Origin of the sequence: Luteimonas suaedae (genome assembly GCF_008312895.1) — a bacterium.
Lineage (GTDB): Bacteria > Pseudomonadota > Gammaproteobacteria > Xanthomonadales > Xanthomonadaceae > Luteimonas > Luteimonas suaedae.
In genome coordinates, this window is sequence record NZ_VSSP01000004.1 from 279,186 (window position 1) to 305,573 (window position 26,388).

Here is a 26,388-nt window from a genome sequence, read left to right on the forward strand (position 1 = left end):
TTGATTCAGTTAGTTGGCTCCATCTACCGTTGCCCGCAGGATCGCAGTCCAGACGCGATTCGCGCATTCAGGCGGAGCCCTCGCGGCGCTGCCGCGCGCTCCTTTCGATGGTGCTTGCCGACCCCGATCCGGAGGAGTAGGGTCGAGATGAAAGGCGGCGTCCGATCCGGCCGCCACCTCTGCGACAGGCCGATATCGATGACCCAGACGCACCACCCCAGGGAGCATGCCGCCGGAAGCAAGGTCCGCGCGGATGCCCTGCAAGGGCGGCCCGCGCAGTTGGTTTCCGGCCGGACTTCAACGCTTCTCTGCAACGCCCCGTGCCCTCGCCGGCCGGGGCGTTCTCATTCCTGACCCCCAAGGAGGCTTCCATGTTCGAAGGGCAACCCCAGTCGGAGCTCGAAGCAGTCATCCAGACCAACCCCGAGTTCCGGCGGCTGTATCACCATCACCAGGAACTCGACAAGAAGGTGATGGACGCGGAGCTCGGCGTGCTGCCGATCGACGACACCACCCTGTCGCAGATGAAACGCGAGAAGCTCGCGGCCAAGGATCGGTTGACCCGGATGTACGACACCCTGCACCACTGACGCAGGACACCCCTTCCTTTCGCGGGCGGTGCCGGCCTCCTCGTCGGCCGGCGCCGCCCGCGGGGATGCTGGCCGGAGCGGTGCGATAATCGCGCCTCCTTCCGACGACGCCCGCGGGCTCCAGCCAGCATGCCGATCCACGATTCCGTTCTCGATCTCATCGCCGACACCCCGATCGTCCGCGCGCAGCGTCTGGATGCCGGCCCCTGCGAGCTGTACTTCAAGCTGGAAAGCCAGAACCCGGGTGGTTCGATCAAGGACCGCATCGGACTGTCGATGATCGAGGCCGCGGAGCGACGCGGCGACATCCGGCCCGGCGACACTCTGGTCGAGGGCACCGCCGGCAACACCGGCATCGGCTTGGCGTTGGTGGCGCAGCAGAAGGGCTACCGCCTGGTGCTAGTGGTTCCGGACAAGATGAGCCGGGAGAAGATCTTCAATCTGAAGGCCATGGGCGCCGAGGTGGTGCTCACGCGCTCCGACGTGGCCAAGGGCCACCCCGAGTACTACCAGGACCTGGCCGAGCGCATCGCTGGCGAGACGCCGGGCGTCTATTTCGTCAACCAGTTCGGCAACCCCGACAACCCGGCCGCGCACGAGCACGGCACCGCGCCGGAGATCCTGCGGCAGATGGCCGAGGTTGGTGGGCTGGACGCGGTGGTGTTCGGCTGCGGCAGCTCCGGCACCATGACGGGCCTGTCGCGGCATTTCGCCGAGCATGCGCCGCAGGTGGAGCTGATCCTGGCCGACCCGGTCGGCTCGATCCTCGCCGAGTACATCAACGAAGGTACCCTGAGCGACAAGTCCGCCAGTTGGATGGTCGAGGGCATCGGCGAGGACTTCCTGCCGGTGATATCTGATTTCTCGCGGGTAAAGAAGGCTTATGCGATCAGCGACCAGGAGAGCTTCCTGGCCGCGCGCGAGCTGCTACGCAGCGAGGGCATCCTCGGCGGCTCCTCCACCGGCACCCTGCTGGCGGCGGCGCTGAAGTACTGCCGCGAGCAGGCCGAACCGAAGAAGGTGCTGGTGTTCGTCTGCGATACCGGCAACAAGTACCTGTCGAAGCTGTACAACGACTACTGGATGCTGGACAACGGCTTCATCGAACGCGAGCAGCATGGCGACCTGCGCGACCTGATCCTGCGCCCGTACTCGCAGCGCGACACGGTGGTGCTGGCACCGGGCGACCTGCTGATGACTGCCTACCAGCGCATGAAGCTGTACGAGATCTCGCAGCTGCCGGTGATGGACGGCGAGCACATCGTCGGCATCCTCGACGAGTCGGACGTGCTGCTGCACGTCTACGGCGACGAGGCGCGCTTCCGCGATCCGGTTTCGACCGCGATGGTCAGCAAGCTCGACATCATGGACGTGAAATCGCCGATCGAGGCGCTGCTGCCGGTGTTCGACCGCGGCCAGGTGGCGATCGTCGTCGACGGCGATCGCTTCCTGGGCCTGATCACCCGGATCGACCTGCTGAACTGGCTGCGGCGGCGGGTGCAGTAGCCGGTGCAATGCCGTTCCCGTGGGCGCGACGGTAGTCGCGACCTCCGCAAATGGGGTTCCGGGCGATCGCGTGCGGCCCGAGCGACACCGGCGTCGCGACTTCCGTCGCTCCCACAGCGCCGCCACCGAACCTGAACGCCGCTCGCCCGGCAGCCGCGAGGCGGTTCCAGGCCTCGCAGCGAGGTGCCCGGGTATGGGGCAACCCGCCCGATGGTAGAATTCGCGACCTGTTTTCACTGGATTTCATCTGCATGACGGACGACCGCCGAGCGGCCGACGCCAGCCCGGAACACTGGGGCCTGGGGACCAAGGCCATCCACGCCGGCCAGTCGCCCGACCCCAGCACCGGCGCGGTGATGCCGCCGATCTACGCTACCTCCACCTACGCCCAGCGCAGCCCGGGCGAGCACCAGGGTTTCGAGTACTCGCGCAGCCACAACCCGACCCGTTTCGCCTACGAGCGCTGCGTGGCCGGACTGGAGGGCGGCAGCCGCGGCTACGCCTTCGCTTCCGGCATGGCGGCGACGTCCACGGTGTTGGAGCTGCTGGATTCGGGCAGCCATGTGATCGCAATGGACGATGTCTATGGCGGCACCTACCGCTTGTTCGAGCGGGTGCGCCGACGTTCGGCCGGGCTGGATTTCAGCTGGGTGGACCTGAGCGACGCGGCTGCATTCGAGGAGGCGATCCGGCCCGAGACGCGGATGGTCTGGATCGAAACCCCGACCAACCCGCTGCTCAAGCTGGTGGATATCGCGCAGATTGCGGAACTCGCCCGCAAGCGCGGCCTGATCGTGGTCGTCGACAACACTTTCTGCTCGCCGATCCTGCAGCGTCCGTTGGCGCTCGGTGCGCATCTCGTGCTGCATTCGGCCACCAAGTACCTCAACGGTCACTCCGATGTCGTCGGTGGCATGGTCGTGGTCGGCGACGATGTCGAATTGGCCGAACAGCTGATCTTCCTGCAGAACTCGATTGGTGCGGTGCAGGGCCCGTTCGACAGCTTCCTGGCCCTGCGTGGGCTGAAGACCCTGCACCTGCGGATGAGGGCACACTGCGAGAATGCGCAGGTGCTGGCGGAGTTCCTCGAGTCGCACCCGGCGATCGAGAAGGTCGTTTACCCCGGCCTCGCCTCGCACCCACAGCACGCGCTGGCGAAGCGGCAGATGGACGGTTTCGGCGGGATGATCTCGATCTGGCTCAAGGGGGGGTATGAAGCCGCAAGGCGCTTCTGCGAGCGCGTCGAGCTCTTCACCCTGGCCGAATCCCTCGGGGGAGTGGAGAGCCTGGTCAACCATCCAGCGGTGATGACGCACGCCTCGGTGCCGGTGGAGCGACGGGTGCAGCTGGGGTTGGGGGATGAGCTGGTGCGGCTGAGTGTGGGGGTCGAGGCAGTGGATGACCTGCGCAATGACATATCGGATGCGTTGAGGGAGGGGGTCGGCTGACATGGGACGATCTCTCTTGCGAGACTACATCGACAGCCTGCGCCACCCGGAGTTCTGGGTGTATGCCACATGGCTGGTGCTGGTGACAAAGTATCGCCAGTCCAGGCTCGGACTCGCATGGGCGATGGTCCCCTCCGGCCTTTACGCCTTCGGCATCGGCTGGTTCTTTTCTTCCTTCATGGGGGTGCCCCCTCGGGAGTTTATTCCCCACCTGGGTTTGGGCTATGTGGTTTATCGGCTTGTAACCGCGAGCCTCAACGAGGCAACGACGGTCTTCTCGGGACACTCGACCTTCATCCTCGATGGGCGCGTGAGGCTGACCGACTACGTACTACGTGTCATCGGAAGGGGGTTTTTCTATTTCCTGCTGTCAGTTCCGGTTTTGGCGGTGGCGCTGGCCATCAGCCCGTCCTTCGACCCTTGGGGTTTGTTGGTGTTGCCAGCGACGATAACAATAGTCCTGCTCAACATCGCATGGCTCGGCGTCCTGGTCGGCGTGATCGGCGCCCGCCTGCCTGATGTGAACCAGTTGGTGGGCAGCATTCTGATGTTCGCTTTCCTGTTCACTCCTATCCTGTGGTTTTCAGATCAGGTGCCGATCAGTTCAGTGCGTGGCGGAATTGCCCGCGCAAATCCCCTATTCCATATGGTGGAGCTCGTCAGGGCGCCGCTGCTCGGTAAGCCGGTCGAGACCTCGACTTGCATCTATCTTCTCTGCTTTCTGCTCTTGGGGTGGCTGCTTGCGACAGTGGTCTATCGTCGCTATGCCAGGTTCGTTCCAATCTGGATCTGACGATGGACGCTTACCTCAAGGCATCAAATATCGGTTTGGACCTCCCTATCTATACGCAGGATCAGCGAGGTGCGCGAGCAGGCCTGAACGTGTTATTGAGGGCGGCATTCCAACCCCCGAAACGAGAAATGCGGCGAATCCTGTCCGATGTGAATTTTGAATTGCACAGCGGCGATAGGCTGGCAATCATTGGGCGCAACGGAGCTGGAAAATCGACGCTCCTGAAGGTTCTGGTTGGCGCGTATCCGCCGTCAACCGGAGCGATTGAAACGAGCGGGTCGTGCCAGGCGCTGCTGAACCTGTCCCTTGGGTTCAATGCTGAAGCGACCCTGGTTGAGAACATCCTGCTTCGCGGCATCGCCATGGGCCTCAAGCCTCGCGATGCAAGTGGAATCATCAACGAGGTTCTGGCCTTCTCGGAATTGGAACGCAAAGCAGGGCACCGGTTGCGGACCCTTTCGTCAGGGCAGCGCATGCGGCTTGGGTTTGCCTTGGCTACGGCATTGCAGAATGACATCCTGATCATGGATGAATGGATCAGCGCCGGCGACGCTGCGTTCGTTGCGAAGGCCAAGGCCAGGATTCACTCGCGCGTCAACGGGGCGCAGATTGTTGTTCTTGCCAGTCACAATTCCAAACTCATGCGGAGTGTCTGCAACAAGGGCATCGTCATGGAGGACGGGAAGGTGGTGGCTTTTGGTCCGGTTCGTAAAATGCTTGAAAAGTACAACAAGATTGTTCTCAGTACACCGAGTCGCCCAGGAGATGGCGGCGCGTGAGAAAGGGTGTGGCCCCTGCCCAGGCAGCCGCCGGGGATAGTCCAGCCGATGGCGACCTCTCGCTTCGGCTCGAATTGTTGCGATGCCGAGTTGAGTTGGACTCGATATGCCGACTGCTTGAACGAGCGGACTGCTCGGCGCCGATTACGGTCGGTTCGGGCCGCCTCTCGGATGCGGTAGCGGCGGTTCTGGCTGATAGCCAGGAGCTTTCGCAACTCAAGTCCAGTTACAGGTATCGTTTGGCAGCGTTCCTGGCGGTGGCTGCCCGTGTGCCTTTGCGGGCGACCAGGAAGGTTCTTCGCGTCGCGAGAGGGTTTGCTCGCCGTCTACGCAGGCGCCGAGGACAGCAGCAGCAAATCATCCAGAGCGTCGCTTCCGCCACCGTGCGCGGTGAGCAGCAGGATCTAGGGCTGCAATTGCACCCCAAGGCGGAGTCGCTGCCCGAATACATTTCAGAACTGCGCGTGGCGGCGGTGCTCGATCCGTTCTCGGCGTCTAGCTTTGCCCCCGAGTGTTCTCTGGAGCTTCTGGACCCGTCCAACTGGGCCGAGCAGATCCGTCGCCATAAACCGCATGTGCTACTGGTCGAGTCCGCGTGGACCGGTCAGTCGAACGAATGGAAAGGTTTGGTGGAGCGTGCTCCAGCCCAGCTGCGATCGTTAGTCATGTCATGCCGCCAGTCGGACATCCCGACCGTGTTCTGGAACAAGGAAGATCCCCTGCACTTCGGAGCCTTTCTAGACACGGCCATGCTCTTCGACCATGTCCTTACTACAGATGCCGATTGCATTCCGCGCTACCGCAGGTTGCTTGGACACGACCGCGTAGGGGTCATGCCATTTGGCGTTCAGCCTACCATCCATCACCCGATATCCTCCGAGCCCCGCCAGGCATCTTCCGTTTTTGCCGGCGCCTGGTATGGACGGTTACCGGATCGATCTCGAGATTTCACGCGCGCCGCCGACGCACTGGCGCTGGCAGGGAAGCTAGTCATTCATGATCGGCTCAGTGATCGAGGGGAGTCGTACAGGCGTTTTCCCCGCAGGTATCACTCGATGCTGAGGCCTACGGTGACGTACGAGGAAACCGGCGCAGTTTTTCGTCGCCATTTCCTTGGTCTGAATCTAAATACGATCAAATCATCACCCACCATGTTCGCTCGGCGCGCGTTCGAATTGGCTGCGTGCGGGACTTCTGTTTACAGCAATCATTCCCTCGGGCTCCAGCTTTTCCTGGCAGACACTGTCGTAGCAACCGATGATCCGGAGCGCTTGTTGAAGGAAGCGTGGACAGAGTTGCGCGACCCTTGCGCGAAGCGCTACCGCATCCGGCGGCTACAGGCGTTGCGGGCGGTGATGGGGGAGCATACTTGGGCACATCGGCTGCAGCTCATCGGAAAGGTGGCGCTCGGCGTCGAACTCCTCCAGTCAAGCACGTCGTTCCTGGTGCTTGCGCGAGTATGCGAGCAGGCAGAGCTGGGTCGGATTTGTGAGGCCTTCGTCCGGCAACGTGTGCCGGGAGTGAAGCTCGTCCTGGACGCACCGACGGACCTTGCGATACCTGGCTATGCGGCTCATCTCGAATCTTTCGAGGTGTCGGAATCGGACTGGGTGGCGGTGTTCCACCCCGATGACTACTACGGGCCGCACTATCTGTCGGACCTTGCCATAGCTGCCAAGTGGGGGCTCGGCGATTTCATTGGGAAGGGTGCGTGGCACGAACAGGTCGATGGGCGTCTCGTCGAGCGCAACCCGCAGGACGAATATAAGTTCGTCGAGTCACTCGCCCTGCGCAGGATGTTGTTCCGGCGTGGGGCGGTGTCCAGTACGCTGGATGAGCTGTTGGACCAACTCGACTCCGGAGTGCTCGCCGCCGCTCGATGCGTCTCGATCGATGCATGGGAGTACCTACAGGGCGGAGCCGGGAGCGACCACGCCCCAAGGGTGTCGGTTGCATGTGCGACGGCCGTATGCATGGAGGAAATCCTCCGCGCCGGCGCGTTGCAGCCTGCACAAGCCGATCCTCGCAAGGTTGGCGCAAGGGCGCTGGACGGAGCTGCGCTTGCCGACTTGCTGATCCGGGGGAGTAGGGCAGAGCGTGTAACGGTAGTGCCCAAACGAGGCCGCATGGAGCTTTGCTCCCGGCTCGAGGACGGTGAAGTATCCGAATTGACGTCAGGCCCGCTTTCCCGTCGCCAGTTGGAAACCGACGGCAAAGCCCACGTTTGTCTGCAGGCCGTCGCAAGTACGTCGACGGCTTTCCGCCTGGAGATCATCGGCTCGCGCGGAAGGGTGCTTGAATCGCTGCCGATGGAGCCCCTGGTGCCGGTCACGCGGACGCCACCAGCCGATACCCACCACTATCGGCTGGCCGTGAAAGTGCGAGGCCCTGTCGTACAGGAAGTGGATTGGCTCTGGTTCGGAACAACGCCAATCGAACCCCTATTTTCTCCGGGGCGGGGTCGATTGGCCCTGGTGTGCAACGGCTATCCAGCGCACGGCTGCCTCTACCGAAATGCGTTCCTGCATCGTCGGGTCCTCGCGTATAGGGAACGGGGCCTGGGCGTCGACGTCTTCGTCGTGAAGCGTGGTGAACGGCTGCGTGATTATGAGTACGATGGCGTGCTGGTACGGGAATGCCTGCCGGACGTGCTCGGGGCGACGCTGGCGATGTCTGACCATGCGGCTGTTGCGGTGCACTTCATGGATCAGGACATGTGGCAAGCAGTGCGTGGTCTGGATGTTCACAAGCCACTCGCCGTGTGGCTCCATGGGGCAGAAGTACAGTCATGGCAGCACCGCAGTTTCAACTACAGAACCAGCAAGGAGCTTGATGCCGGCAAGGCCGCAAGTGCGCAACGGTCGAATTTCTGGAAGACGGTGCTGTCGGAGTCTGGAAGAGACATCCACTATGTATTCGTTTCAAAATATCTAGCCGAGCAAACATGGAACGACCTGCGGGTTTGCGCGTCCGATGTCAATTGGTCGGTGATTCACAATCCGATCGACTCTCGGCTGTTCCGGTACGAGGCCAAGTCGGCGCATCTGGCCAAAAGGATCCTCTCGATCCGTCCCCACGCGTCGAGGATCTATGCCAATGATCTCGTTGCAGCCACGATCCACAAATTGGCGGCCGAGGACATATTTTCCGAACTCAGCTTTACCCTTGTCGGAGATGGCGAGCTTTGGGACGAGAACTTTAACGGCCTGGAACGGTATCCCAATGTAACCCTCGTGCGCGGTTTTCTTCCCCAAGATCAGATTGCTTCCCTTCATCGGGAGCATGGGGTCTTTCTGGCGCCGACACGAGGGGATACACAAGGGGTGAGTCGCGATGAAGCAATGTCCTCCGGCCTTGTGCCGGTCACCACGCAAGTCGGCGCGATCCCTGAGTTCGTGGACGCATCCTGCGGTGAGTTGTGTCCACCAGAAGACGTGGATGCCCTGGCGTCCGCGATATTGCGTCTGGCGACCGACCCGGAAAGGTTCAGTTCAATGTCTGTCCGGGCCGCTGCCCGCGTAGAGCGGCAATCAGGATGGCGCCAGGTCGTCGATCAGGAATTGGCGGTTTTTGGGATGAGAGAGGCAGCCTCGGGCAGTTGCTGCTCAAAAAAAGAAAATAAGGATGGGAGGCCTGCTCATGAACATCATTTATAAGAAATTGCGGACAATTTCGTTCAAGCAGGTCGCCCTTCTGTCAGCGGCAGCGATGATTGCGGCACTATTGCTTGTTTCAATCGCCCTTTCCCACTGGCCGCTCGCCGCGGTTTCTGTAGCGGCATCGTTTCTGTACTTAAGTGTCATGTCCTTGCTTCTGCTGCGCCAGATTGAGTACCGTCTGTCGCCAGAAAATCGGGAGTTTTTCGGTGCCTGGCGCAACGCCCTTGTTGTCCAGCACGATCCCGCAGCCAAGCTCCGCCGAAGCAAATCCAAGTTGACCTTGAGGTCTGCTTGGGGGGCCGTAGGGTTCTATTCGGAGCTCAATGCCAGTAAGAGTAAGTATCTTGCCAGGCAGATCGTCCGCTCCAGATACGTGGACGGACGGGATGTGCTCGCCCATGTCGTCACGAAAGGCCGGATGGATATCGGACAGTTTTGCGACCTGTTGGACGCATACAGGGCGCCGATCAAGAGAAAGGATGTAGTTGCGCAAGCGCTCAAGTTCGACGGAGACGCGTTGAGGGAGATGGCGCGTGTTTTCTACAGGCAGGATCTTTCCATCCGTGATCGGCTTGACGCGATCGCCTGCTACGAAATTTTGTTCGACACACACGGTGCCCGTTCGTTCGCACAGCACGATGTCGACTGGTTGCTTGCAACCCTGTTGAGCATCGGCAACGACGAGCATTTCCATGAATGGGTTGAACGGTTCGCGCTCGCGGCCAAGAGCTCGGTCAACTTTCCATTCCTGATGGCCAACTCCACCAATCCCTGGCGCACGGGCAACCCGGACAACCTCGGCAAATGGGGCGAGTCCATCGACGGTGTTTATCGCCCTTCATTCATCCCCGCAGCACGCGTTGCAGGTGTGGACGGGGCGGCTTTCTACAGGCTTACCGCTGACGACCGGGGAGCCGTAGACGGACCGCTGATCAGCGTCATCATGCCTGTATACAACCCCGGCTCGGAGGCGGAATGGGCGGTCAGGTCGATAATCGAACAGTCCTGGAGAAACATCGAGGTAATCATAGTCGATGATGGCAGCACTGAAGGTCTTGACGTCCTGGCGCGGCTCCCAGCGATTGACGAGCGGATCAGGGTAACGGTCCTGCCTCAGAACCGCGGGGCGTACACGGCCAGGAATGAAGGGCTACGCCAGGCACGGGGCGAGTTCGTCACTTGCCACGACGCGGATGATTGGGCGCACCCGATGCGGTTAGAGTTGCAAGCCCGGGACCTTGTTGCCCGTCAGGATGCGATAGCGAATATCAGCAGCCTCTGTCGGGTTGATCGTGATCTCGAATTCAAGAACAGGAATTCGATTGCGAATCCTAACTTCGTGTATCCGGCCTTCGTGACACTGATGTTCAGGCGGATCCCGGTCGTGGAGAAGGTCGGCTGCTGGGATCCGGTGCGCAAGGCGGGCGATTCGGAGTTCATCTCCCGTATCAAGCTGGTGTTCGGGCAGGAGGTGGACGCCGTCGAGCCAAGGGTTCCTTTGACGTTCGCTCTGCTGGATAAGAAGAGCCTCTCGGGAAGCGAGCTATTCAGGGGCTACCTGCACCCGGATCGGAAGTTGTATCAGACGCGCTACCTGGAGTGGCATTCGGACATCGACGCTGGTACGGCATCCCCGCTCATGCCCTTCGATGGCGACAGGCGGTTTCCAGCACCGGCAAGCTTTCTTCCGGAAGTGGAGAGACCCCGCTACGACGTTGTCTTTGTCTCCGAACTTGGCTTTACCGGCGGCAACGCGAACTCGCTTCTGCACGAGATCAAGATATGCCTGGATGCTGGTCTCAAGGTAGCAATCGCAAGGGCGAGGAACCTCTTGTTTGTCGGCATCGTCGCGGAGCGGGAACCGATTGAGCCGATTCGCGAACTCATTCGTTCCGGTCAGATTGACGAAATCACGATGACTGCGGCTTGCGATGCCGAGCTGGTGATCGTGCGATGGCCTGCGTGCTTCCAGTACTTGCCGAAGCTTGATTTCGGAATCGAGGCGGGGAAAGCCATTGTTGTGGCCAACCACGTCCCCTATGAAACAGGAAATGTCAGGCATTTCTATGATATCCAGCGCGTTCTCGACAATGTAGGGAGTGCATTTGGTACCGAACCGCTATGGGCGCCCCAGTCCGCTGTGATTCGCGGTTTGTGCGCCCCTCATCTCGCCCCGGGCCAATTGCTTGGTTTCGACTGGGTTGGGGTTCTGGAAAGCTCCGGCTGCGACCTTCCCGAGCGCGTACATCCCGTGTCGTCCGTCCCAGCAATCGGTCGGCATTCGCGCGACGACCACCTCAAGTGGCCGGAAAGCCGCGCGGCCATTCTGGATGCCTATCCAGTCGATGGCGAATTCGAGGTCCGGATCATGGGCGGCGTTACCAAGCTCCTGTCGAAAGGCCTGGTGACGGAAGAGGAGGTGGCCAACTGGACGCTCTACGAGTTCAACGAAATGGCCCCGGCCGAGTTCCTGCAGACCATCGACTTTTTCGTCTACTTCCCACATCGTGATCTCGTCGAAGCCTTTGGCCGGGTCATCATGGAAGCGCTTGCCTCCGGGGCGGTCGTGATCGTCCCGCGTCATTTCGAGCCAATTTTCGGTGAGGCATGTGTGTACGTCGAGCCTGCGGAAGTAAGGCAGACAGTCGCCGCCCTCCATGGAGACTGGGACAGCTATCAGGCCCAGAGCCGACGCGGACAGGATTACATTCGACGGAACTGCACGCCGCAAGCCTACTGCAACCGACTGCGAGCCTTGGGAATTGACGTCTCGGAGCCGACGGGCCCCGATGGCGTCGGGCCGGGGCGGTGAGCCCAGCCGAGTGGCTCATGGGCCGGAGACGGGTGGGGTCTGGCCGCGAGTCATTCTTAGCGCCGGCGCCCCCTATTGACTGATAAAATTGGCGGTTTACGCACAAGGGCCAGCGCGCGCCGTTTCGCGTCGTGCATCATCTCCCATTTAAGGAAACAGCGATGTTCAACGCAGAAAAATCCCAGCTTGCGATTGTAGGTCTTGGTTATGTGGGGCTACCCCTCGCTGTCGCATTCGGGGGCAAGATGCCGGTCATCGGCTATGACATCGACAAGGAGCGCGTGGATGAACTCCGAGACGGCATGGATCACACACTGGAGGTCTCCTCGGAGGATCTGGCAGGGGCGGAGCAACTCCAGTTCACTACGCTCCTTGAGGATATCCGCGAAAGCAACGTGTACATCATCACGGTGCCTACGCCGATCGACAGCGCTCGGCGTCCTGATTTCGACCCGTTGCTGAAATCCAGCGCGGCGATCGGTTCGATCCTAAAGAAGGGCGATGTCGTGATCTACGAATCGACGGTGTATCCCGGAGTGACCGAGGAGGTTTGCGTGCCGGTGCTGGAGCAGGCGTCGGGCCTCACTTTCAATGTTGATTTTTATTGCGGGTACAGCCCCGAGCGGATCAACCCCGGTGACAAGGAACGCTCGGTAACGAAGATCACAAAGGTCACGGCGGGCTCGACCCCGGAAGTTGCCGACTTCGTGGACGAGCTCTACCGCGGCATCATCACGGCGGGTACGCACAAGGCCAGCTCGATCCGCGTTGCCGAGGCGGCGAAGGTGATCGAGAACACTCAGCGGGACGTCAACATCGCACTGATGAACGAACTCGCCAGGATCTTCCATCGTGTGGGCATCGATACCAGCGAAGTCCTGGCCGCTGCCCGGACGAAGTGGAACTTCATGCCGTTCACACCGGGCCTTGTCGGCGGCCATTGTATCGGCGTGGACCCCTACTATCTCGCACACAAAGCCGCAATGCTGGGTTACAACCCTGAGTTGATCCTCTCCGCCCGTAGGATCAACGACGAGATGGGGCCCTACGTGGCGAACCGTGTACTGCGGCAGATGGCCAAAGCCGGGCTGAACATCGTCGGATCCCGCATTCTTGTCCTGGGTCTGGCCTTCAAGGAAAACTGCCCGGACCTTCGCAACACCAAAGTCGTGGACATTCTGCATGAGCTCGCGGATGCCAATGCGCACGTTGACGTGTACGACCCGTGGGTGGACGCCGCCGACGCGGCACGCGAGTACGGTGTAGAGCTGATTGAGGCCCCGGAAGCAAGTCTCTACGACGCGGTCATTCTCACTGTTGCACACCAGGAATTCGTTGGCGCGGATGCCATCCTGTCAGCGAAATCGCTGTTGAAGCCCGGGGGTATCGTGTTCGACGTGAAGGGCGTGATCCCTGCGGGCGACGACGTTTATCGACTTTAATCAAGAGACATTGAGGAATAATGCATGAACGCTAAATTTGTTATGGCGCTCGCCTTGGCGTGCGGCTTGGCCGGTTGCCGCGATCCAGGTCCGGGTACCGAAAACGTTCCGGTTGGGAATGCCGCCCAAGAAGTGGAAACGCCGGGGGAGGCGTCTACCCAGCGCGGCGAGTTGCCCGCCGCAAAAAGCTTGGGAAGGCCGTTGCCTGGCGGCATTTCGAACCTATCTTTCCCGTATCACGTGAATATTGATCGGGACACCGGCAAGTCCAGAGGGGGGAGGCCGGTTCGAGAGATCGGGATCGAACTTCTCGGGGCGACACCTGCAGAGGCGGAAGCAGAGTTGTCTCGGCTCATAGGGCAGCAGGGCGGATCGGTACAACAGCGTCAGGAACCGGAGGAGGCATTGCGGGTAGTCTATGCCTTGTCGGACGGCACGCGGATGCTTGCCTGGTTCAGGCCGGGCCCCCCGCCTGGGGAGCGCTATGAGTTGCAGAGAACCGATGCGACGGGCACGCTGTATATGGCTTGGCCCTACTTAGACAAGAGCGCCCAGTAGTGTCAGCGGTTGGTGTTGGTGCGCACACGTTCCGCACCGATATTCAGGGTATGCGCGCCATCGCTGTCGGGGCGGTGGTCGTGTATCACGTTTGGCCCGCCTGGCTTCCAGGTGGGTATGTCGGCGTGGATGTATTCTTCGTCATCTCCGGATATCTGATCACCGGGTTGCTTATCCGGGAACTGGAGCGGAGTGGAACGATCAGCCTGCGTGACTTCTATGCCCGCCGGATCCGACGCCTGTTGCCGGCGTCCTCAGTCACGCTCCTTGCGGTCGCCGCTGCGACAGTCGCCTGGATGTCAGTGGCCGATTGGCGAGGCGTAGCGACCGAGCTCCTGGCCAGCGCTTTTTATGTTCAGAACCTTCTGCTTGTCCAGCAGCAGGTCGACTATCTGGCTGTTGACGCCGCGCCGAGCCCGCTCCTGCATTTCTGGACGCTGTCGGTGGAAGAGCAGTTTTATGTGTTCTGGCCGCTGCTCATGGTCGCGATGGCGGTGCTGGGCAACAGGAAAAGCTGGCCGCTGCGACCTACCCTGCTCGTATCGCTGGGGGCCGTGTGCGCTCTATCTCTGGGCCATGCGGTCCATATGTCATATGTCGACCCCGCGCCCGGCTACTTCATTACCACGACCCGGATCTGGGAACTTGGAGTCGGAGCATTGCTGGCCCTGGCCGCGCCAAGCGTCGGCCTCGCCCGGTTGCCAAGGGTGGTCCTTGGCTGGGCAGGCCTGATGGCGATCGTTCTGTCGACGGTCTTCTACACCCACCGCCTTCCATTCCCCGGCTATGAGGCGTTGCTGCCGACCTTGGGGGCAACGGCATTGCTATATGCATGCCTTGATCGGAGTGATCATCTAGGTGCATGGTTGGCGAGCGCGCCGATGCAATACCTTGGATCTATTTCTTATTCGCTTTATTTGTGGCACTGGCCGGTGATCGTGTTTTACCCATCGGTTAGCGGAAGGCAGCACGATACCTTACAAGATGGCGTTCTCGTTGTGGTGGTCTCGCTTCTTTGCGCCCACCTGTCGCGGGAGTTGGTCGAGGAACGCTTCCGCAAGGCGCGGCCGGGAGAAGTCTATAGGCCATATGCGATCGCGGGTGCTTTGGCGCTTGGCGTCGCCATGGCTTCGCTATGGATCTCCACAGAATCGGACGAACGTGCACACGCGGCATTCCAGGCAATGGCGACGGTGTCGGGACACCCGGGCGCGATGGTGCTTGTGCGCCGCGATCTTGCTGCTTCGGAAGACGGTGGCTTCATTCCCGCTGCCGACATGGCCAGACTCGACCGCGGCTCTGCCTACGGCATCGCTGGCAGCTCCAAGTGCATCGGCAATGTCCCCTCGGAAAAGCCCGTATCGTGCGACTACGGTACGACGGGTGGGACCAAACGAGTGTTTATCGTGGGTGATTCGCATGCGGTGCATTGGCTGCCTGCCCTCGAGCTCATAGCTGAAAATGCCAACTGGCAGATCACCGGGTTGACCAAGAGCAGCTGTGCGTTTACGGACGAGTTACTCGGTTTTTCCAACGCAGGCGCGAGCCGAGAGTACGTCGAATGCAAGATATGGGGTGAGAGGGTACTGCAGCAGCTTCTGCAGGAAAAGCCCGACCTGGTTATTCTCAGTCACTCTGCGCGGCATGCGCTGCCAGGCGGGCGTCCAGGCGCCGCTGATGACGTGGTTGCGCGGGGCATTCTGCGCCATACCAAGGCGCTCCGGGAGGCTGGCATCAAGGTCGCAGCGATCCAGCATACGCCGTGGCAACAGCAAGACGTGCCCCGCTGCATGGCCCGCCGTGGCGCATCGGTCGAGTCCTGTTCTGCGTCGGAGGATGTCGCCATATATCCGGGAACCATCGCAAGAGCAGTGGCCATGGATCCGTCCATTGAGCTGATCGAGACCCTGCCCTACTTCTGCCAGGCAGGTACGTGCCCGGTGGTTATAGGCGGTGTATTGGTGTATCGAGACAAGCACCACCTGAGCGCCACATATGCAAAAACCCTCGCTCCAATCCTGGAGAGAAAATTGCGTGAGCTGCTATAGAAGCAAGATTTCTTCAAGACGATAACTGCCGCCGGTGCGAGGATTGATGATGTTGGGTTTTCGGGAGGACGAACGGGCAGACTTGCCGCTGCGTAAATATCCGGAGGCACCGGAGAGTGTGCCAGTACCTCAAATGGATCCCTGTTGGTACAAGGAAACGTACCCAGATGTTGGCCGGGTACCGCTAGAGCCTGAAACTCACTTCCAGCTTTACGGGCATCGTTTGGGCCGCGATCCCTCGCCAGAGTTCTCGACCGTATTTTTTCGGGCGCTGCTCAAGCTTGGTGAGAGGAAGGATCCGTTGCGGGAACTTCGGAAGCTGTCCGTTCGGGGCTTGGTGCCCAAGAACCCGGCGTTTACCGGACGGGTCCTCTGGGCAGCGGAGCAGCTCGCCCACAAGGACCGGCTCGACCAGGCTCTGGTGCTTGCAGAGCGGTGGTTGCCCACGGCGGAACAGTATCGAACAAACATCCTGCGTGCGAACCTGGCAGTGAAGCACAACGAAGAAACTGCCTGGATCGCGGCCACAAATGCGTACTTGAGGCATTTTGGCTTGGCACCTATTCAACTCCAGGGAAGAGGCAGCCTGTTCGATCGAGTCCAGTCCCAAGGTCTCACCGAATCGGTCAGGGGACCGAGAGTCTCGATTATCGTGGCGGCCTGGAATTCTGAGCATACGGTCGCCAAGGCCTTGGATTCGTTGCTTGCCCAATCGTGGCAGAACATTGAGCTCTTGGTGATCGACGATTGCTCGACAGATGGAACGTGGGGTGTAATTAGCGAAATCTCGGCCCGAGATTCGCGGGTCAAGGCTTGGAGAAACCCCGAGAACGTCGGGCCATACGTAAGCAAGAGTATCGCCGCCAGCTATGCGACGGGAGACTGGATTACTTGCCACGACGCGGATGATTGGGCACATCCGGAGCGAATCGCTCGACAGGCGCAGTTCTGTATCGAGAACAGATTAACAGCCTGCCTGTCCGGAATGCTTAGGATGGATAACAAGGGAGAATATACTCGGCTAAATGAAGTCGGCGAGTTCGTCCACGACGGAGCCTGCCGCAGTGCGTTCATTTCGCTGTTTATGTGTTCCCAAACCTTCCACGACTTGCTTGGCGCTTGGGATCAAGTGCGGGCAGGCGGGGATTCGGAGCTTCTTCGTCGACTGGAAATTGTCACCGGCAAATGCATTCATCAGTTGCCGGTTCCTACTATGTTGTGTCGCGATCATGAGCAGAGTCTCACTAACGATACGCGCTTTGGATTGAACGTTCGGACAGACGATGGTGCCCGCCATCGACTAATTTACAAGAATTCGTATCTGCAAGGCCACAAGAGCCTTACTAGATCTACCTCGCGCTACGAGTTTCCCGAGCGGGAGTCGCGGTACGATTCGAGGGGCTTGCAAGTTCCACTTGAATCAGTTCTTAACGCCACCGCTGCCCATCAGGCGCAGCTGCAACAAGAAGTGGTCGCTGACGTGGTGATCATTACGAACACGAGGTTTCCAGGCGGCAACGCGTCATCCACACTGGACGAGCTAAGATACTTGAAGTCTCAAGGCCTTCGAGTAGCGCTGGTGCATTGTTCCGTTGACACTGATCTCGGTCGGAGCTTGAGCACAAGATTCAATGCTCATAGAGAGGTTCTATATCAATGGTCCAGGGTTGCAAGCATCAGCGCCAAGGTTCTGATCTGTCGTCATCCACGGGTGCTCGTCTCACATGCATTCCGTTATCTCCTGCCTCGGATCCAAGCGAAACATGCTTTTGTAGTCAAGAATAATTCGTGCCGGCGACCCAGTGGCGAGTCTGTCTATGAGCTGGAGGATATGGTGCGGGTGGCGCAGGCGCTTTCGGTGGAATCACTGCAATTTTGCCCGATCAGTCAGGTGATGCGCAACGAGCTCCTGGAGTATCCAGGAAATGGCATCGATTCCTTCCGGCTTTCCGCTATCGATTGGACGCCTACGTTTGATGCTGCGCAATATTACCATCCGCCAAAGGCGGCCATGTGTACTCCGTATAAGGTCGGCCGCCACTCACGCGATGGCATGGAAAAGTGGCGGGAACGGCCGAAGGAGTTGCTGCAGGCGTATCCGCCTTCAAGTGACTTCGAGATTCACATCCTCGGTGGTGCCGCCAAGGCGGTCCGGATTCTTGGGGAACTGCCGGAGAACTGGCGTGTTCGCGAGTTTGGTGAGGTGGAGCCGTTGGCGTTTTTGGCCAGGTTGGACGCTTTTGTCTATTTTCCCAATACGAACCTTGTCGAGGGATTTGGGCGGACTATCGTCGAAGCCATGATTGCCGGCGTGCCGGTGATCGTGCCTGCCAGCCTGGAGGAGAATTTCGGGGAGCTCGTGCTGGTCTGCGAACCACGGGATGTCGCAGTTGTCGTCGCGCGCTTGGCTCAGAATGCAGAGGCCCGTATTTCCTATCTGAAGGAGGTTCAACAGTTGGCGCTGGCCCGGTACGGGGCAGATATCATAGCCGAGCGACTGCGGGGAACCGGCCTAGAGCTGGCTGGTGCTACCGATACTAGCGAACTTGCGATCCTATCTGCGAGGTCGCGACACTACCGATCCACAGTCCTTCGCGAGCTGTGACAGTGCCACAGCAATCCAACGGCGCAGTCAGCGCGCATGATCGCCGCCGGCTCGTCGTGCACGTGGGCATGACCAAGGCCGGGAGCACCGCGATTCAGAATTACCTGGAGAAGTGTCGAAACGAACTGAGGACGCATGGGGTGCTGTTTCCTGAGACAGGGTTCGCGAGAGGCAACCCGTTCGACCCGGAACGGACGTCGGGGCATCTGGAACTGGTGAGGCAGATCCGCCGGAGGGGCGTTCAGCCGCTTGAGGACGAGCTAAAGCAAGCAAATGCACGTGTTGTTGTTCTCTCAGCAGAGAACCTCCTTCTAGACCGGCCCGATGACGAGCTTAGAGCCCTTGCGGAATACTTCCACGGTTGGGAGGTCACCGTCATTGTGATCCTGCGGAGTCAGCAGGAGTGGCTACGGTCCAGGTACGTAGAAAGTGTGCTGAGCGGATTCAAGGCCAGCATCGGGACCGTCCAGGAGTTCACCGCTGAGGCAGCCGAGAAGGGCTGGCTAAACTATTACGCTGCTTTGGAGCGGGTGTGCAGATTAGTGTCCGCTGACGAGGTGCGACTGATCAACTATGAGGAGGCTGCACTAAAGGGTCGCCTGGTTGAAGAGTTCCTGAGGGTGGCTGATCTTCCCCTGACGGATGCCGCCCTCGCCCGCACGATAAGGGCAAACGTTCGTGAGAAGGACGTGTTATTGGTTGAAGCAAAGCGAAGGCTGAATCCGCTGCTGCGCAGATGGTCGAGAGACGCGCGGCTCGCATATGAAGCGGAGTTCCGGGAAATCGCCAAGGAGGTGGAGAAGCGCCTCCCGGATCCGGCTCAATACGTGAAACAGGATTGGCTGCCGCTGTCCGAAACCGATTGCTTGGAGATCTCGGCGACCAACCTGGAGCTGGAGCGAGTGTATGGTCTTGTCCCGCCGCTACGGACTCCTGTTTCAGCAGCCGGCTACACTTATCAACATCGGGACTCTCGCAAAGGTCTGGATGAGCTGGTAATTGCAGGATGGAAGTTGGGGGCGATGCTTGGTCAGCGAGCTGACGTCCATGAAGAAGCACGCGGAGCCGAAGTATCGTCCGCCCTAGTCTCGAAGGGCATTGATCGCGTTATAAACCTTCTTGTCTCCGCGCAAGTCAGCCTCCATATTGGCTCGGCGGATACTGCGCTCATTGCTGCTTCTATGAGTTCAAAACTTCTGGCTCTTGTGCCACTCGGGAGTTGTTGTCCTGGAGAAGCTCTGGACGTTCTCCGTGTCAGGTTGCCGTCCGAAATCATCTGCCTGAAATCGTCGCTCTCAAAGGGAAGCGTGCTCTCAGAAAGCGGAGTGTTGTGCGGTCGCAGGCTTGAAGTTGTCGTTGCCCGGGGCACGGATGCGATGGAGCTTGTCTCCGGGGTTTTCATGGGGGGATTCACCTGCACGGTGATCCTGATCGGGTGTGAACTGACGTGCATTCCGGATTTCATTTCCAGGTTCTCGCTCGAAGTTGCATCATCAGAGGACGACTGCATCATCCTGATTCCCGGGGCAGGTCGCGACACGAAGAGGGTCCAATGAGCAATCAATCGATCACCGAAACGCACCAGCAGGGAACTGGGGCGCATGTGCCGCAGGCGGCTTTCACCACTGCGCCAGTCCAGGCACTGTTCTGGAAGCCCCGCTTCATGGAGCCCAGCCACGTCCTGATACATGTACCGATGCTGTTCTGGCTTACCGCCGCCCTGGGTCCCAGCCGTGCAGCGGTGTTGGGAGCAGGTGACGGCATAGTCCATTTTGCTCTCTGCCAGGCCATGGAGAAACTGGCATCGGGTGGAAGTTGTGATGGATACGGCTACTGGATTGAACCCAAGAAGGGAAAGATGGTGTGCGCCGTGCCGGCGAGTCTCCGCGCTCATGAAGACATGCTGTATGAGGGAGCTTCGCGACTCCGGGCGGGTACTGCTCCAGGTGATGCGCTTGAGGAGCTGGCGGCAGCCCCTCCGGACGTGCTGTGCGTGGATCTCGAAGCGCTTCCCGTCGATGCCGTACTCGATCCCGAAGCGATTCTGCGCGCATTGGGGGATGCTGGGGTGCTTCTCCTGTTTGGAACACATAGTTTTGCCGAACGCAACCAGGGCGGAAAACGTCTTGAAGAATTGATCAGGGAAAATCCCAGCGTGGTGTTCGGGGGTGAAACTGCAGTGGCTCTCATCGTCAAGGGTCAAGCCGTACCGGAGCCGTTGCGGAGCCTCTTGAAAAACGCCGACGACGGCAAGCTGGACCCTGGGACAGAGGCCGTGTTCCGGCGCAGTGGCCAAGGCCTTGTGGCTGCCGTACGCGCGGATGCTCTCGCGCACTCCCGGACAAAAGCCCAAAAGTTGCAGGCGCAGGCGGAAGCCGAGTTGCAGGGGGCACGCGACGCGCTGTCGAAGTTACAGGAAGTGGAAGAGGTCCGATCTCGGAAAATTGTCGACCTGCAGGCGGAAATGTTTGAGCTGCGACAGCAGCTTTGCAGGGAAGGCGAAGAGCAAAAGAGTCGTATCGCCAAACTGGGGGCCGAGTTGCAGAGGGCGCGCGCGGAGCGCGAAACACATCTGGATGAGATGGCTGGCTTGACGCGCATTTCGGAGGAATGGCGCGCTCGAGCCAGTGCGCACAAGGACGAGACTTTGGCGCTTGAGGTCAAGGCTGCAGAGCTCCGCAGGCAACTGGGAGCGGCGCTCGACAAGGTTCGGGCGCAGCGCAATGCGCGGCACAAGATGTCGGCGGAGCTCAAGGCGCGGGTGCGGAAGCTTCGCGGAGCGCTCAGGCGCGCACGAAACGAAGCGGAGACATGGCAACAAAGGGCCGGACACCTTGAAAGCCAAGTGGTTAAGATGCTTACCAGCACGTCGTGGAAAGTCACCCGCCCGATTCGCGCCGTAAAACACATATTTTTCGGGCGCGGTCGCAGCGCGGATTGATCCGGAACGGCAGGCTCGCTGGCCGTTCGCAATGGGGACGGTGGCTAGTGGCGGGTCGAACTGGACGTCCGAGGCTGGCTTCTGGATGCAGCTTAGCTCGGCGGCCTTTTCGAAGAGCCAACTAATCGCCGAGTGCGAGTTCTGCTGCGAGCACGAATGACACTCCCTTGGCCAAGGTCGCGTGCTCGAAGTTGCCAGCAGAAACTGCAGACTCCAACACCGCTTGTGCTTGAGTCAAGACTGAATCATCCACAAAACTGACTACCGCCTCCTTCTTGAGAGCCTTCGTGCCTTCAAGCGCAATGAGCTCCATGGGCTTCCTGTCGCCTCTCCCCCGATCCTGCTGCTGCGGGGCCGTGGTATCGCCAATGTAGGTTTGGCCAGCTGTGGCATTTTGGTCGAGATCAACGATCGTCAAGTTCTTGAGTGTCTCATCTGTGGGCGCCTTGCTCGGGTCATCGTATCGAAAATCCTTCAGGCCAGGAATCAGGTTCTCCATAATATCGAAATTGAGCTGGCCAGCATGAGTGATTCCTCCCAGCATTGCTGATCTATGGAACAACGTGGTCGTGAGAGGCGCAAATCCAGTACGGTAAAGCGGCGGCCGGCCGGTATGGAATCGATTGCGGAACTCTCGATAGTGCAAGATAAGAGGTTCGGTCGTGTCGTTTTGATCTGCAAGGTACGCTAGCGCCTCCTCAGTGTCATTGAGCCACTCGTTGTACAGATAGGCTGGCGCCCTCTTGCGTTGATCGCGCAAGAACCTCGACGCAGGCACGGCAGGGTAGAAATGCCGGTGATTCTCTCCGCCACCACCATTGATGTGAATGGTGAAGGGATCCACCGTCGAGTCGTGAAGGTAGATCGGCAAATAGACGCCAAGGCAGACTTCGCGCCATCTCGTGTATCTCTCTTCGCCGCTGAGCTTGGTTTGAGCCGCCTGCTCCTGTGGGTTGACCGCTATTCCATACCTTTCGGCGAGGCTGGTGGCGATCTTGAGATCCTTCTTCCACCGCGGGGTGGTCGCTGATCTGAAAATAGCTCTTGACGGCGATACATCTGCTCTTGCGAGGCCGGTCTTGGCCAGGGCGAAGATGGCGCGTGAGTCAACACCGCCTGTCAGGTCGAGGGTGATCCGGATACGATCATCGAGGAAAAGTGTGGCGAAGCGGGAGGTCCAGGTGTCGATGAAGGACCGCAGCGCGTCGGGATAAGGCAGCAGCGAAGGCTCTGGCCTGGCCTTCTCCCGCAGCCCGCAAGGGGTCAATACAAGTCTACGATCGGAAGGGAGTAGCCGTATCTCATTGAAGATCGTAGCGAACGAGCTGACCTGCTTGGTAAAGGTTATTCCCCACGACAATGCATCAAGCTGGGGAAGATTGGGTGCGAGGCGGACACCGTTTTCTCGAAGATGGTCCACGAGGCGTGCCAATGAGTTGGACACGGCCCAGACACCAGCCTTGTCGTAGTAGAAGAGTTTTGCCGTACCGGCGGCATCCGCACCAAACTCAACGGTTTCCGACGTGCGTTCAATAGAAATGTAGCAGCCGTCTTCGCCAGGACCGATGACGCGTCCGGTTGCTGCAGCGTACTGCGCTGCCCCCTCGGCACCGAAGATGTAGTCGGAGTCGACGAAGCAGTATCCGTGAAACCCAGTGGACGGGGGGGGAGTAAAGGTTGAGTAAAGCATGTAGATGCTCGGCGTGATGCTCATGCGGCTGATCGTACTCGATTGTCGGGCTGCGGCGTAGGCGTGGCCCGTGATTGGAACCAGGCAGCAGAACGTCTGGCAAGTGTTGGCAGCTAATCCAGAAGAATCGTCCTGTCCCACGAGAACCAGATTCTCTCGACCCTCAAGCCGGCTGTCGCCGGGATTACGCTGCCGGCCCTCCCGAGGGGCCGGCGGGGACGAAGTCGCAGGCTCAATGCCCTTGGAGCTCGAGCTCTCGCGAGATGGGGAACGGTCGCGGAGATACGATGTTGAATGGAATATAGGGGCGCCGTCCGCGGCTTCTCAGTTCGTCGTACCAGCGGCGATAGGACTCGACGTATGCACGACGTGGAGGCGAAAGCATGTCAGCGGCGCCGTCCGCAGCGAGGACCACCGGAGCACTCTGTGCAGTTGACAATGACTCCCCCCGATACAGGGCGCGATACATGAGGCGCGGAACGTTGCGATGCGCGTCGCGGCCGTAAACGAACCTGATCCGTTCGAAGAACTCGTCGTCTGCCGACGTTCTGACGCTGTCGAACCACCCTATGTCACCCAAGACCTTCCTTTTGAACATAAGACTGATCAGTGCTTGCCGCTCATGCAGCCCTCCCATCGGGACGATCTGGTTCGCTGAGTCGACCCTGACGTAGTTGCACGTGGTAGCAATCAGGTCAGCGTCTAGTAGTAGACGGGCCTGCACGCTGATCCGATCAGAGTAGCTGATATCGTCGCTGTCCATGAAGGTGATCAGCTCACCTCGGGAGATGGACATGCCGATGTTTTTCGCGCGGTAGGTGCCATGGTTCCGCGCCAGGTGAAAGGGGCGTATGCGGCTGTCCTGGCTCGCGAGTCGGGTCAGAATGCGAGGGCACTCATCCGTGCTCCCGTCGTTGACGACTATCAATTCCAGCCGCTCCCAGCCGCGTTGCCCGAGCACTGAGCGGATGGCGCTCTCGAGCCATTGGGCAGTATTGAAACAGGTCATTATGACACTGACTAGCGATTGCTCGCTCACCATCGCAGCCGGTGCGGATAATGGTGCGCCTTGGGGCCGGTCGAAGAGGACCGCAGTCATCACGGCTGTCGCGTCATGCGATGGCTCGCTGCTCCAACCATGCTTCGATGGCTGCGGCGACTCTCGGCGCAGCGTTTCCGTCCCAGCGTGGGATAACGGAGGGCTCGGGCATGGGGGATGCAAGGACACGATCGATCTCGAGTCCGGCGTTTTCCGGGCGGGCGAGCCGGTTGGTCCCCAAGGTCACTGTTTCAGGTCTCTCGGTATTGGGCCGGAACGTCAGGCATGGGATTCCGAGGATGCTGGTTTCCTCCTGCAGGCCCCCTGAATCCGTGAGTGCGACCCTGGCGTATGACAGCAGTGAAATGAATTCGGAGTAGCGCAATGGGGGAACCAGATTGACCCGCCCTCCTATGAGCAGGCCATGCCGTTCGAGGGCTCTTTCGCTTCGTGGATGCACCGGGAACACCACAGGCAGTCGTTCCGCGGCAACTTCCAGGAGGCGGACGATCTGCTGCAGATGGCCGGCGATGTCAACGTTGGATGGTCTATGGAAGGTTGCTACCGCATAGCCGCCTTCCTCGAGTCCGTGCTCCGACCAGAGGCGTTTAGTCGGGAGTAGCAGATCTTTTTGCGCAAGCATTTTCTTCAGCGCATCGATCATCAGGTTTCCGGCAAAGGTAATGCTGTCGGCGCTCCTGCCCTCCCGCAACAGGTTTTCCGTGGCGCTGTGGGTGGTGGTGAACAGTAGATCGCATACGCTGTCAACCATGCGACGGTTCAGCTCTTCAGGCATGGTGAGGTCGCCGCTCCTCAATCCAGCCTCGACGTGCGCGACAGGAATCTGCATGCGCTTGGCAGCATATGTGGCCGCGAAAGTTGAATCTACGTCGCCAAACACCAGCACGAGTTGCGGTGGTGAGGAATCCAGATGGGCGGCGTACTTCCCAATCATCTCGCCCATTCGGTGCCCCATGTCGCCGGCCTCGAGATCGATGCGGTGGACCTCGGGCAGCGCGATTTGCACGTCTTCCAAGGTCTGGGTGGTCATGGGGCCCAGCGTGTGCTGCGCCAGGAACACCAACCGTGGGCGGCACCAGTCAACATCTCTCAGGCAGGCAAGCAACGGCCCCGCCTTGACGATATTGGGGCGTGTGCCGATGACGAGGTCGATCAAGGGGGGGGGGGGTCTCATTTCAGTTAAACGACCTCGGTGCTTTTTTGAGAAGCGGCGGCGCATTCGAATTGAGTATCAGGGGGGATCATTGGTAAACAGTGCAATGAGTTTCAGTTTGGTGAAGCGGTATGAGAGGGCATCATGGCTCTCATGGGAATGTCCGCGATGACCTTCGCAATTCGCTGGGAAGCTTTTCCATCGCCATAGGGATTGCTCGCGCGGGCCATGGCCTGGTATACCCTCGCATCATCGAGCAGCCGGAACGTTTCGGAACAGATAACGTTGCTGTCAGTGCCCACTAGCCGCACCGTGCCGGCGGCGACGGCTTCGGGGCGTTCCGTTGCATCACGCATGAGAAGCACGGGTTTGCCCAACGAAGGGGCTTCTTCCTGGATGCCTCCGGAATCAGTAATGATGATATCGGCTTGGGACATCAGGTGGACGAATGGCAGGTAATCTTGCGGCTCGATGAGGTGCACGCCGGGATGGTCGCCGAGGATGCGCTTCACAGGCTCCTGGACATTGGGGTTGAGGTGGACCGGATAAACCACCTGGGCATCACCGCGAGCAGTGATGCATTTGATTGCACGACAGATTTCCTCAAAACCCCTACCGAAGCTCTCCCGTCGATGACCGGTCACCAGGACAAGGCGCTTGTTCGCCTCAAGAAAGGGGAACAGGGCGGCCAAGGAGCGTGCAAGTCCTGAAGTGGAGCGAATTTTCTTCGACGCGGCCAGCAACGCATCAATCACGGTGTTGCCCGTTACATGGATGTGATCGTCGTCGATGCCCTCGGCCAGCAGATTATCGCGCGCGCGCGCAGTGGGAGCGAAGTGCAGCAGGGCCAGTGGAGAAGTCAGGCGCCGATTCATTTCCTCCGGCCATGGGGCGGCCATGTTCCCGGTGCGCAAGCCGGCTTCGACGTGACCTACCGGCACTCCCGCATAGAAAGCCGCGAGCGAAGTGGCGAGGGTGGTGCTGGTATCCCCATGCACCAGTACCAAGTCCGGTCTCCGTCGGGCGATCACCTGCGCCATGCCGACGAGGATGCGCGAAAACAGGTCGGGCAGGCTCTGGTTGGCCTGCATGAGGTCCAAGTCGTCGTCGGGGACAATGCCGAACAGTTCAAGCACCTGATCCAGCATATGACGGTGCTGGGCGGATACGGCGACCATGGGTCGGATGTGTTGGTGCTCCCCCAGGGCCCGAACCACGGGCGCCATCTTGATCGCTTCCGGACGGGTGCCGAAGACAACCATGACCTTCTTGCTTGGCATCGTGTTCTCCGGAAAAGCGAAGGG

At 59.9% G+C, this 26,388-nt stretch carries 17 protein-coding genes; 13 read left to right on the forward strand and 4 right to left on the reverse strand.

The features are described from left to right. The first annotated feature begins 371 nt into the window (after nucleotides 1-371). The 13 genes from FXO19_RS09000 to FXO19_RS09060 all read left to right on the forward strand — a co-directional run bounded on the left by FXO19_RS09000 (nucleotide 372) and on the right by FXO19_RS09060 (nucleotide 21,181). Nucleotides 372-590, forward strand: a complete 219-nt coding sequence (locus FXO19_RS09000; protein WP_149194739.1) for an HP1242/YdcH family protein — start codon at nucleotides 372-374, stop codon at nucleotides 588-590. 129 nt (nucleotides 591-719) lie between these two features. After that, a complete protein-coding gene (locus FXO19_RS09005; RefSeq protein ID WP_149194740.1) occupies nucleotides 720-2,096 on the forward strand; it encodes a pyridoxal-phosphate dependent enzyme in 1,377 nt (458 codons plus the stop codon). A gap of 251 nt (nucleotides 2,097-2,347) precedes the next feature. Further along, nucleotides 2,348-3,544: a cystathionine gamma-synthase gene (locus FXO19_RS09010; protein WP_149194741.1), complete on the forward strand. Its 1,197-nt coding sequence runs from the start codon at nucleotides 2,348-2,350 to the stop codon at nucleotides 3,542-3,544. 16 nt (nucleotides 3,545-3,560) lie between these two features. Next, nucleotides 3,561-4,337, forward strand: a complete 777-nt coding sequence (locus FXO19_RS09015) for an ABC transporter permease (RefSeq protein WP_187775711.1) — start codon at nucleotides 3,561-3,563, stop codon at nucleotides 4,335-4,337. 2 nt (nucleotides 4,338-4,339) lie between these two features. Further along, complete coding sequence (locus tag FXO19_RS09020; protein ID WP_149194743.1) at nucleotides 4,340-5,116, forward strand: ABC transporter ATP-binding protein; 777 nt, start codon at nucleotides 4,340-4,342, stop codon at nucleotides 5,114-5,116. Then, nucleotides 5,113-8,772: a glycosyltransferase family protein gene (locus tag FXO19_RS09025; protein WP_149194744.1), complete on the forward strand. Its 3,660-nt coding sequence runs from the start codon at nucleotides 5,113-5,115 to the stop codon at nucleotides 8,770-8,772. Before FXO19_RS09020 ends, FXO19_RS09025 begins: the two co-directional genes overlap by 4 nt. After that, a complete protein-coding gene (locus FXO19_RS09030; RefSeq protein WP_187775712.1) occupies nucleotides 8,756-11,587 on the forward strand; it encodes a glycosyltransferase in 2,832 nt (943 codons plus the stop codon). The genes FXO19_RS09025 and FXO19_RS09030 overlap by 17 nt, the downstream gene beginning before the upstream one ends. Nucleotides 11,588-11,748: 161 nt before the next feature. After that, nucleotides 11,749-13,029, forward strand: coding sequence for a nucleotide sugar dehydrogenase (locus FXO19_RS09035; RefSeq protein WP_149194746.1), 1,281 nt, complete (start codon nucleotides 11,749-11,751; stop codon nucleotides 13,027-13,029). A gap of 24 nt (nucleotides 13,030-13,053) precedes the next feature. Continuing rightward, nucleotides 13,054-13,587, forward strand: coding sequence for a hypothetical protein (locus FXO19_RS09040; RefSeq protein ID WP_149194747.1), 534 nt, complete (start codon nucleotides 13,054-13,056; stop codon nucleotides 13,585-13,587). Further along, nucleotides 13,587-15,635 (forward strand): acyltransferase family protein, encoded by a 2,049-nt coding sequence (locus FXO19_RS09045; protein WP_149194748.1) that lies wholly within the window; start codon nucleotides 13,587-13,589, stop codon nucleotides 15,633-15,635. The genes FXO19_RS09040 and FXO19_RS09045 overlap by 1 nt, the downstream gene beginning before the upstream one ends. 49 nt (nucleotides 15,636-15,684) lie before the next feature. Further along, on the forward strand, nucleotides 15,685-18,240 hold the full coding sequence (locus FXO19_RS09050; protein ID WP_187775713.1) for a glycosyltransferase: 2,556 nt from the start codon (nucleotides 15,685-15,687) through the stop codon (nucleotides 18,238-18,240). A 68-nt stretch (nucleotides 18,241-18,308) separates the two neighbouring features. After that, complete coding sequence (locus tag FXO19_RS09055; RefSeq protein ID WP_149194750.1) at nucleotides 18,309-19,796, forward strand: hypothetical protein; 1,488 nt, start codon at nucleotides 18,309-18,311, stop codon at nucleotides 19,794-19,796. Then, nucleotides 19,793-21,181: a hypothetical protein gene (locus FXO19_RS09060; RefSeq protein ID WP_149194751.1), complete on the forward strand. Its 1,389-nt coding sequence runs from the start codon at nucleotides 19,793-19,795 to the stop codon at nucleotides 21,179-21,181. The genes FXO19_RS09055 and FXO19_RS09060 overlap by 4 nt, the downstream gene beginning before the upstream one ends. A gap of 121 nt (nucleotides 21,182-21,302) precedes the next feature. Here FXO19_RS09060 and FXO19_RS09065 read toward each other — a convergent pair whose 3' ends face one another. The 4 genes from FXO19_RS09065 to wecB (FXO19_RS09080) all read right to left on the reverse strand — a co-directional run bounded on the left by FXO19_RS09065 (nucleotide 21,303) and on the right by wecB (FXO19_RS09080) (nucleotide 26,364). After that, nucleotides 21,303-22,895 carry a hypothetical protein gene (locus FXO19_RS09065; protein ID WP_149194752.1) on the reverse strand — a complete coding sequence of 531 codons (1,593 nt, stop codon included), beginning with the start codon at nucleotides 22,893-22,895 and terminating at the stop codon, nucleotides 21,303-21,305. Nucleotides 22,896-23,103: 208 nt separating this feature from the next. After that, complete coding sequence (locus FXO19_RS09070) at nucleotides 23,104-23,970, reverse strand: glycosyltransferase family 2 protein (RefSeq protein ID WP_149194753.1); 867 nt, start codon at nucleotides 23,968-23,970, stop codon at nucleotides 23,104-23,106. A 13-nt stretch (nucleotides 23,971-23,983) separates the two neighbouring features. Further along, nucleotides 23,984-25,087: a non-hydrolyzing UDP-N-acetylglucosamine 2-epimerase gene (gene wecB, locus FXO19_RS09075; RefSeq protein ID WP_187775714.1), complete on the reverse strand. Its 1,104-nt coding sequence runs from the start codon at nucleotides 25,085-25,087 to the stop codon at nucleotides 23,984-23,986. Between the two features lie 110 nt (nucleotides 25,088-25,197). Further along, nucleotides 25,198-26,364, reverse strand: a complete 1,167-nt coding sequence (gene wecB, locus FXO19_RS09080; protein ID WP_187775715.1) for a non-hydrolyzing UDP-N-acetylglucosamine 2-epimerase — start codon at nucleotides 26,362-26,364, stop codon at nucleotides 25,198-25,200. Nucleotides 26,365-26,388: the final 24 nt, after the last annotated feature.

Bases quoted from the DNA above. Each gene is read 5' to 3' on its own strand.
- FXO19_RS09000 (WP_149194739.1), top strand. From the start codon at position 372: ATGTTCGAAGGGCAACCCCAGTCGGAGCTCGAAGCAGTCATCCAGACC.
- FXO19_RS09005 (WP_149194740.1), top strand. From the start codon at position 720: ATGCCGATCCACGATTCCGTTCTCGATCTCATCGCCGACACCCCGATC.
- FXO19_RS09010 (WP_149194741.1), top strand. From the start codon at position 2,348: ATGACGGACGACCGCCGAGCGGCCGACGCCAGCCCGGAACACTGGGGC.
- FXO19_RS09020 (WP_149194743.1), top strand. From the start codon at position 4,340: ATGGACGCTTACCTCAAGGCATCAAATATCGGTTTGGACCTCCCTATC.
- FXO19_RS09030 (WP_187775712.1), top strand. From the start codon at position 8,756: ATGAACATCATTTATAAGAAATTGCGGACAATTTCGTTCAAGCAGGTC.
- FXO19_RS09035 (WP_149194746.1), top strand. From the start codon at position 11,749: ATGTTCAACGCAGAAAAATCCCAGCTTGCGATTGTAGGTCTTGGTTAT.
- FXO19_RS09040 (WP_149194747.1), top strand. From the start codon at position 13,054: ATGAACGCTAAATTTGTTATGGCGCTCGCCTTGGCGTGCGGCTTGGCC.
- FXO19_RS09050 (WP_187775713.1), top strand. From the start codon at position 15,685: ATGTTGGGTTTTCGGGAGGACGAACGGGCAGACTTGCCGCTGCGTAAA.
- FXO19_RS09055 (WP_149194750.1), top strand. From the start codon at position 18,309: ATGACCAAGGCCGGGAGCACCGCGATTCAGAATTACCTGGAGAAGTGT.
- FXO19_RS09060 (WP_149194751.1), top strand. From the start codon at position 19,793: ATGAGCAATCAATCGATCACCGAAACGCACCAGCAGGGAACTGGGGCG.
- FXO19_RS09065 (WP_149194752.1), bottom strand. From the start codon at position 22,895: ATGAGCATCACGCCGAGCATCTACATGCTTTACTCAACCTTTACTCCC.
- FXO19_RS09070 (WP_149194753.1), bottom strand. From the start codon at position 23,970: ATGACTGCGGTCCTCTTCGACCGGCCCCAAGGCGCACCATTATCCGCA.
- wecB (WP_187775715.1), bottom strand. From the start codon at position 26,364: ATGCCAAGCAAGAAGGTCATGGTTGTCTTCGGCACCCGTCCGGAAGCG.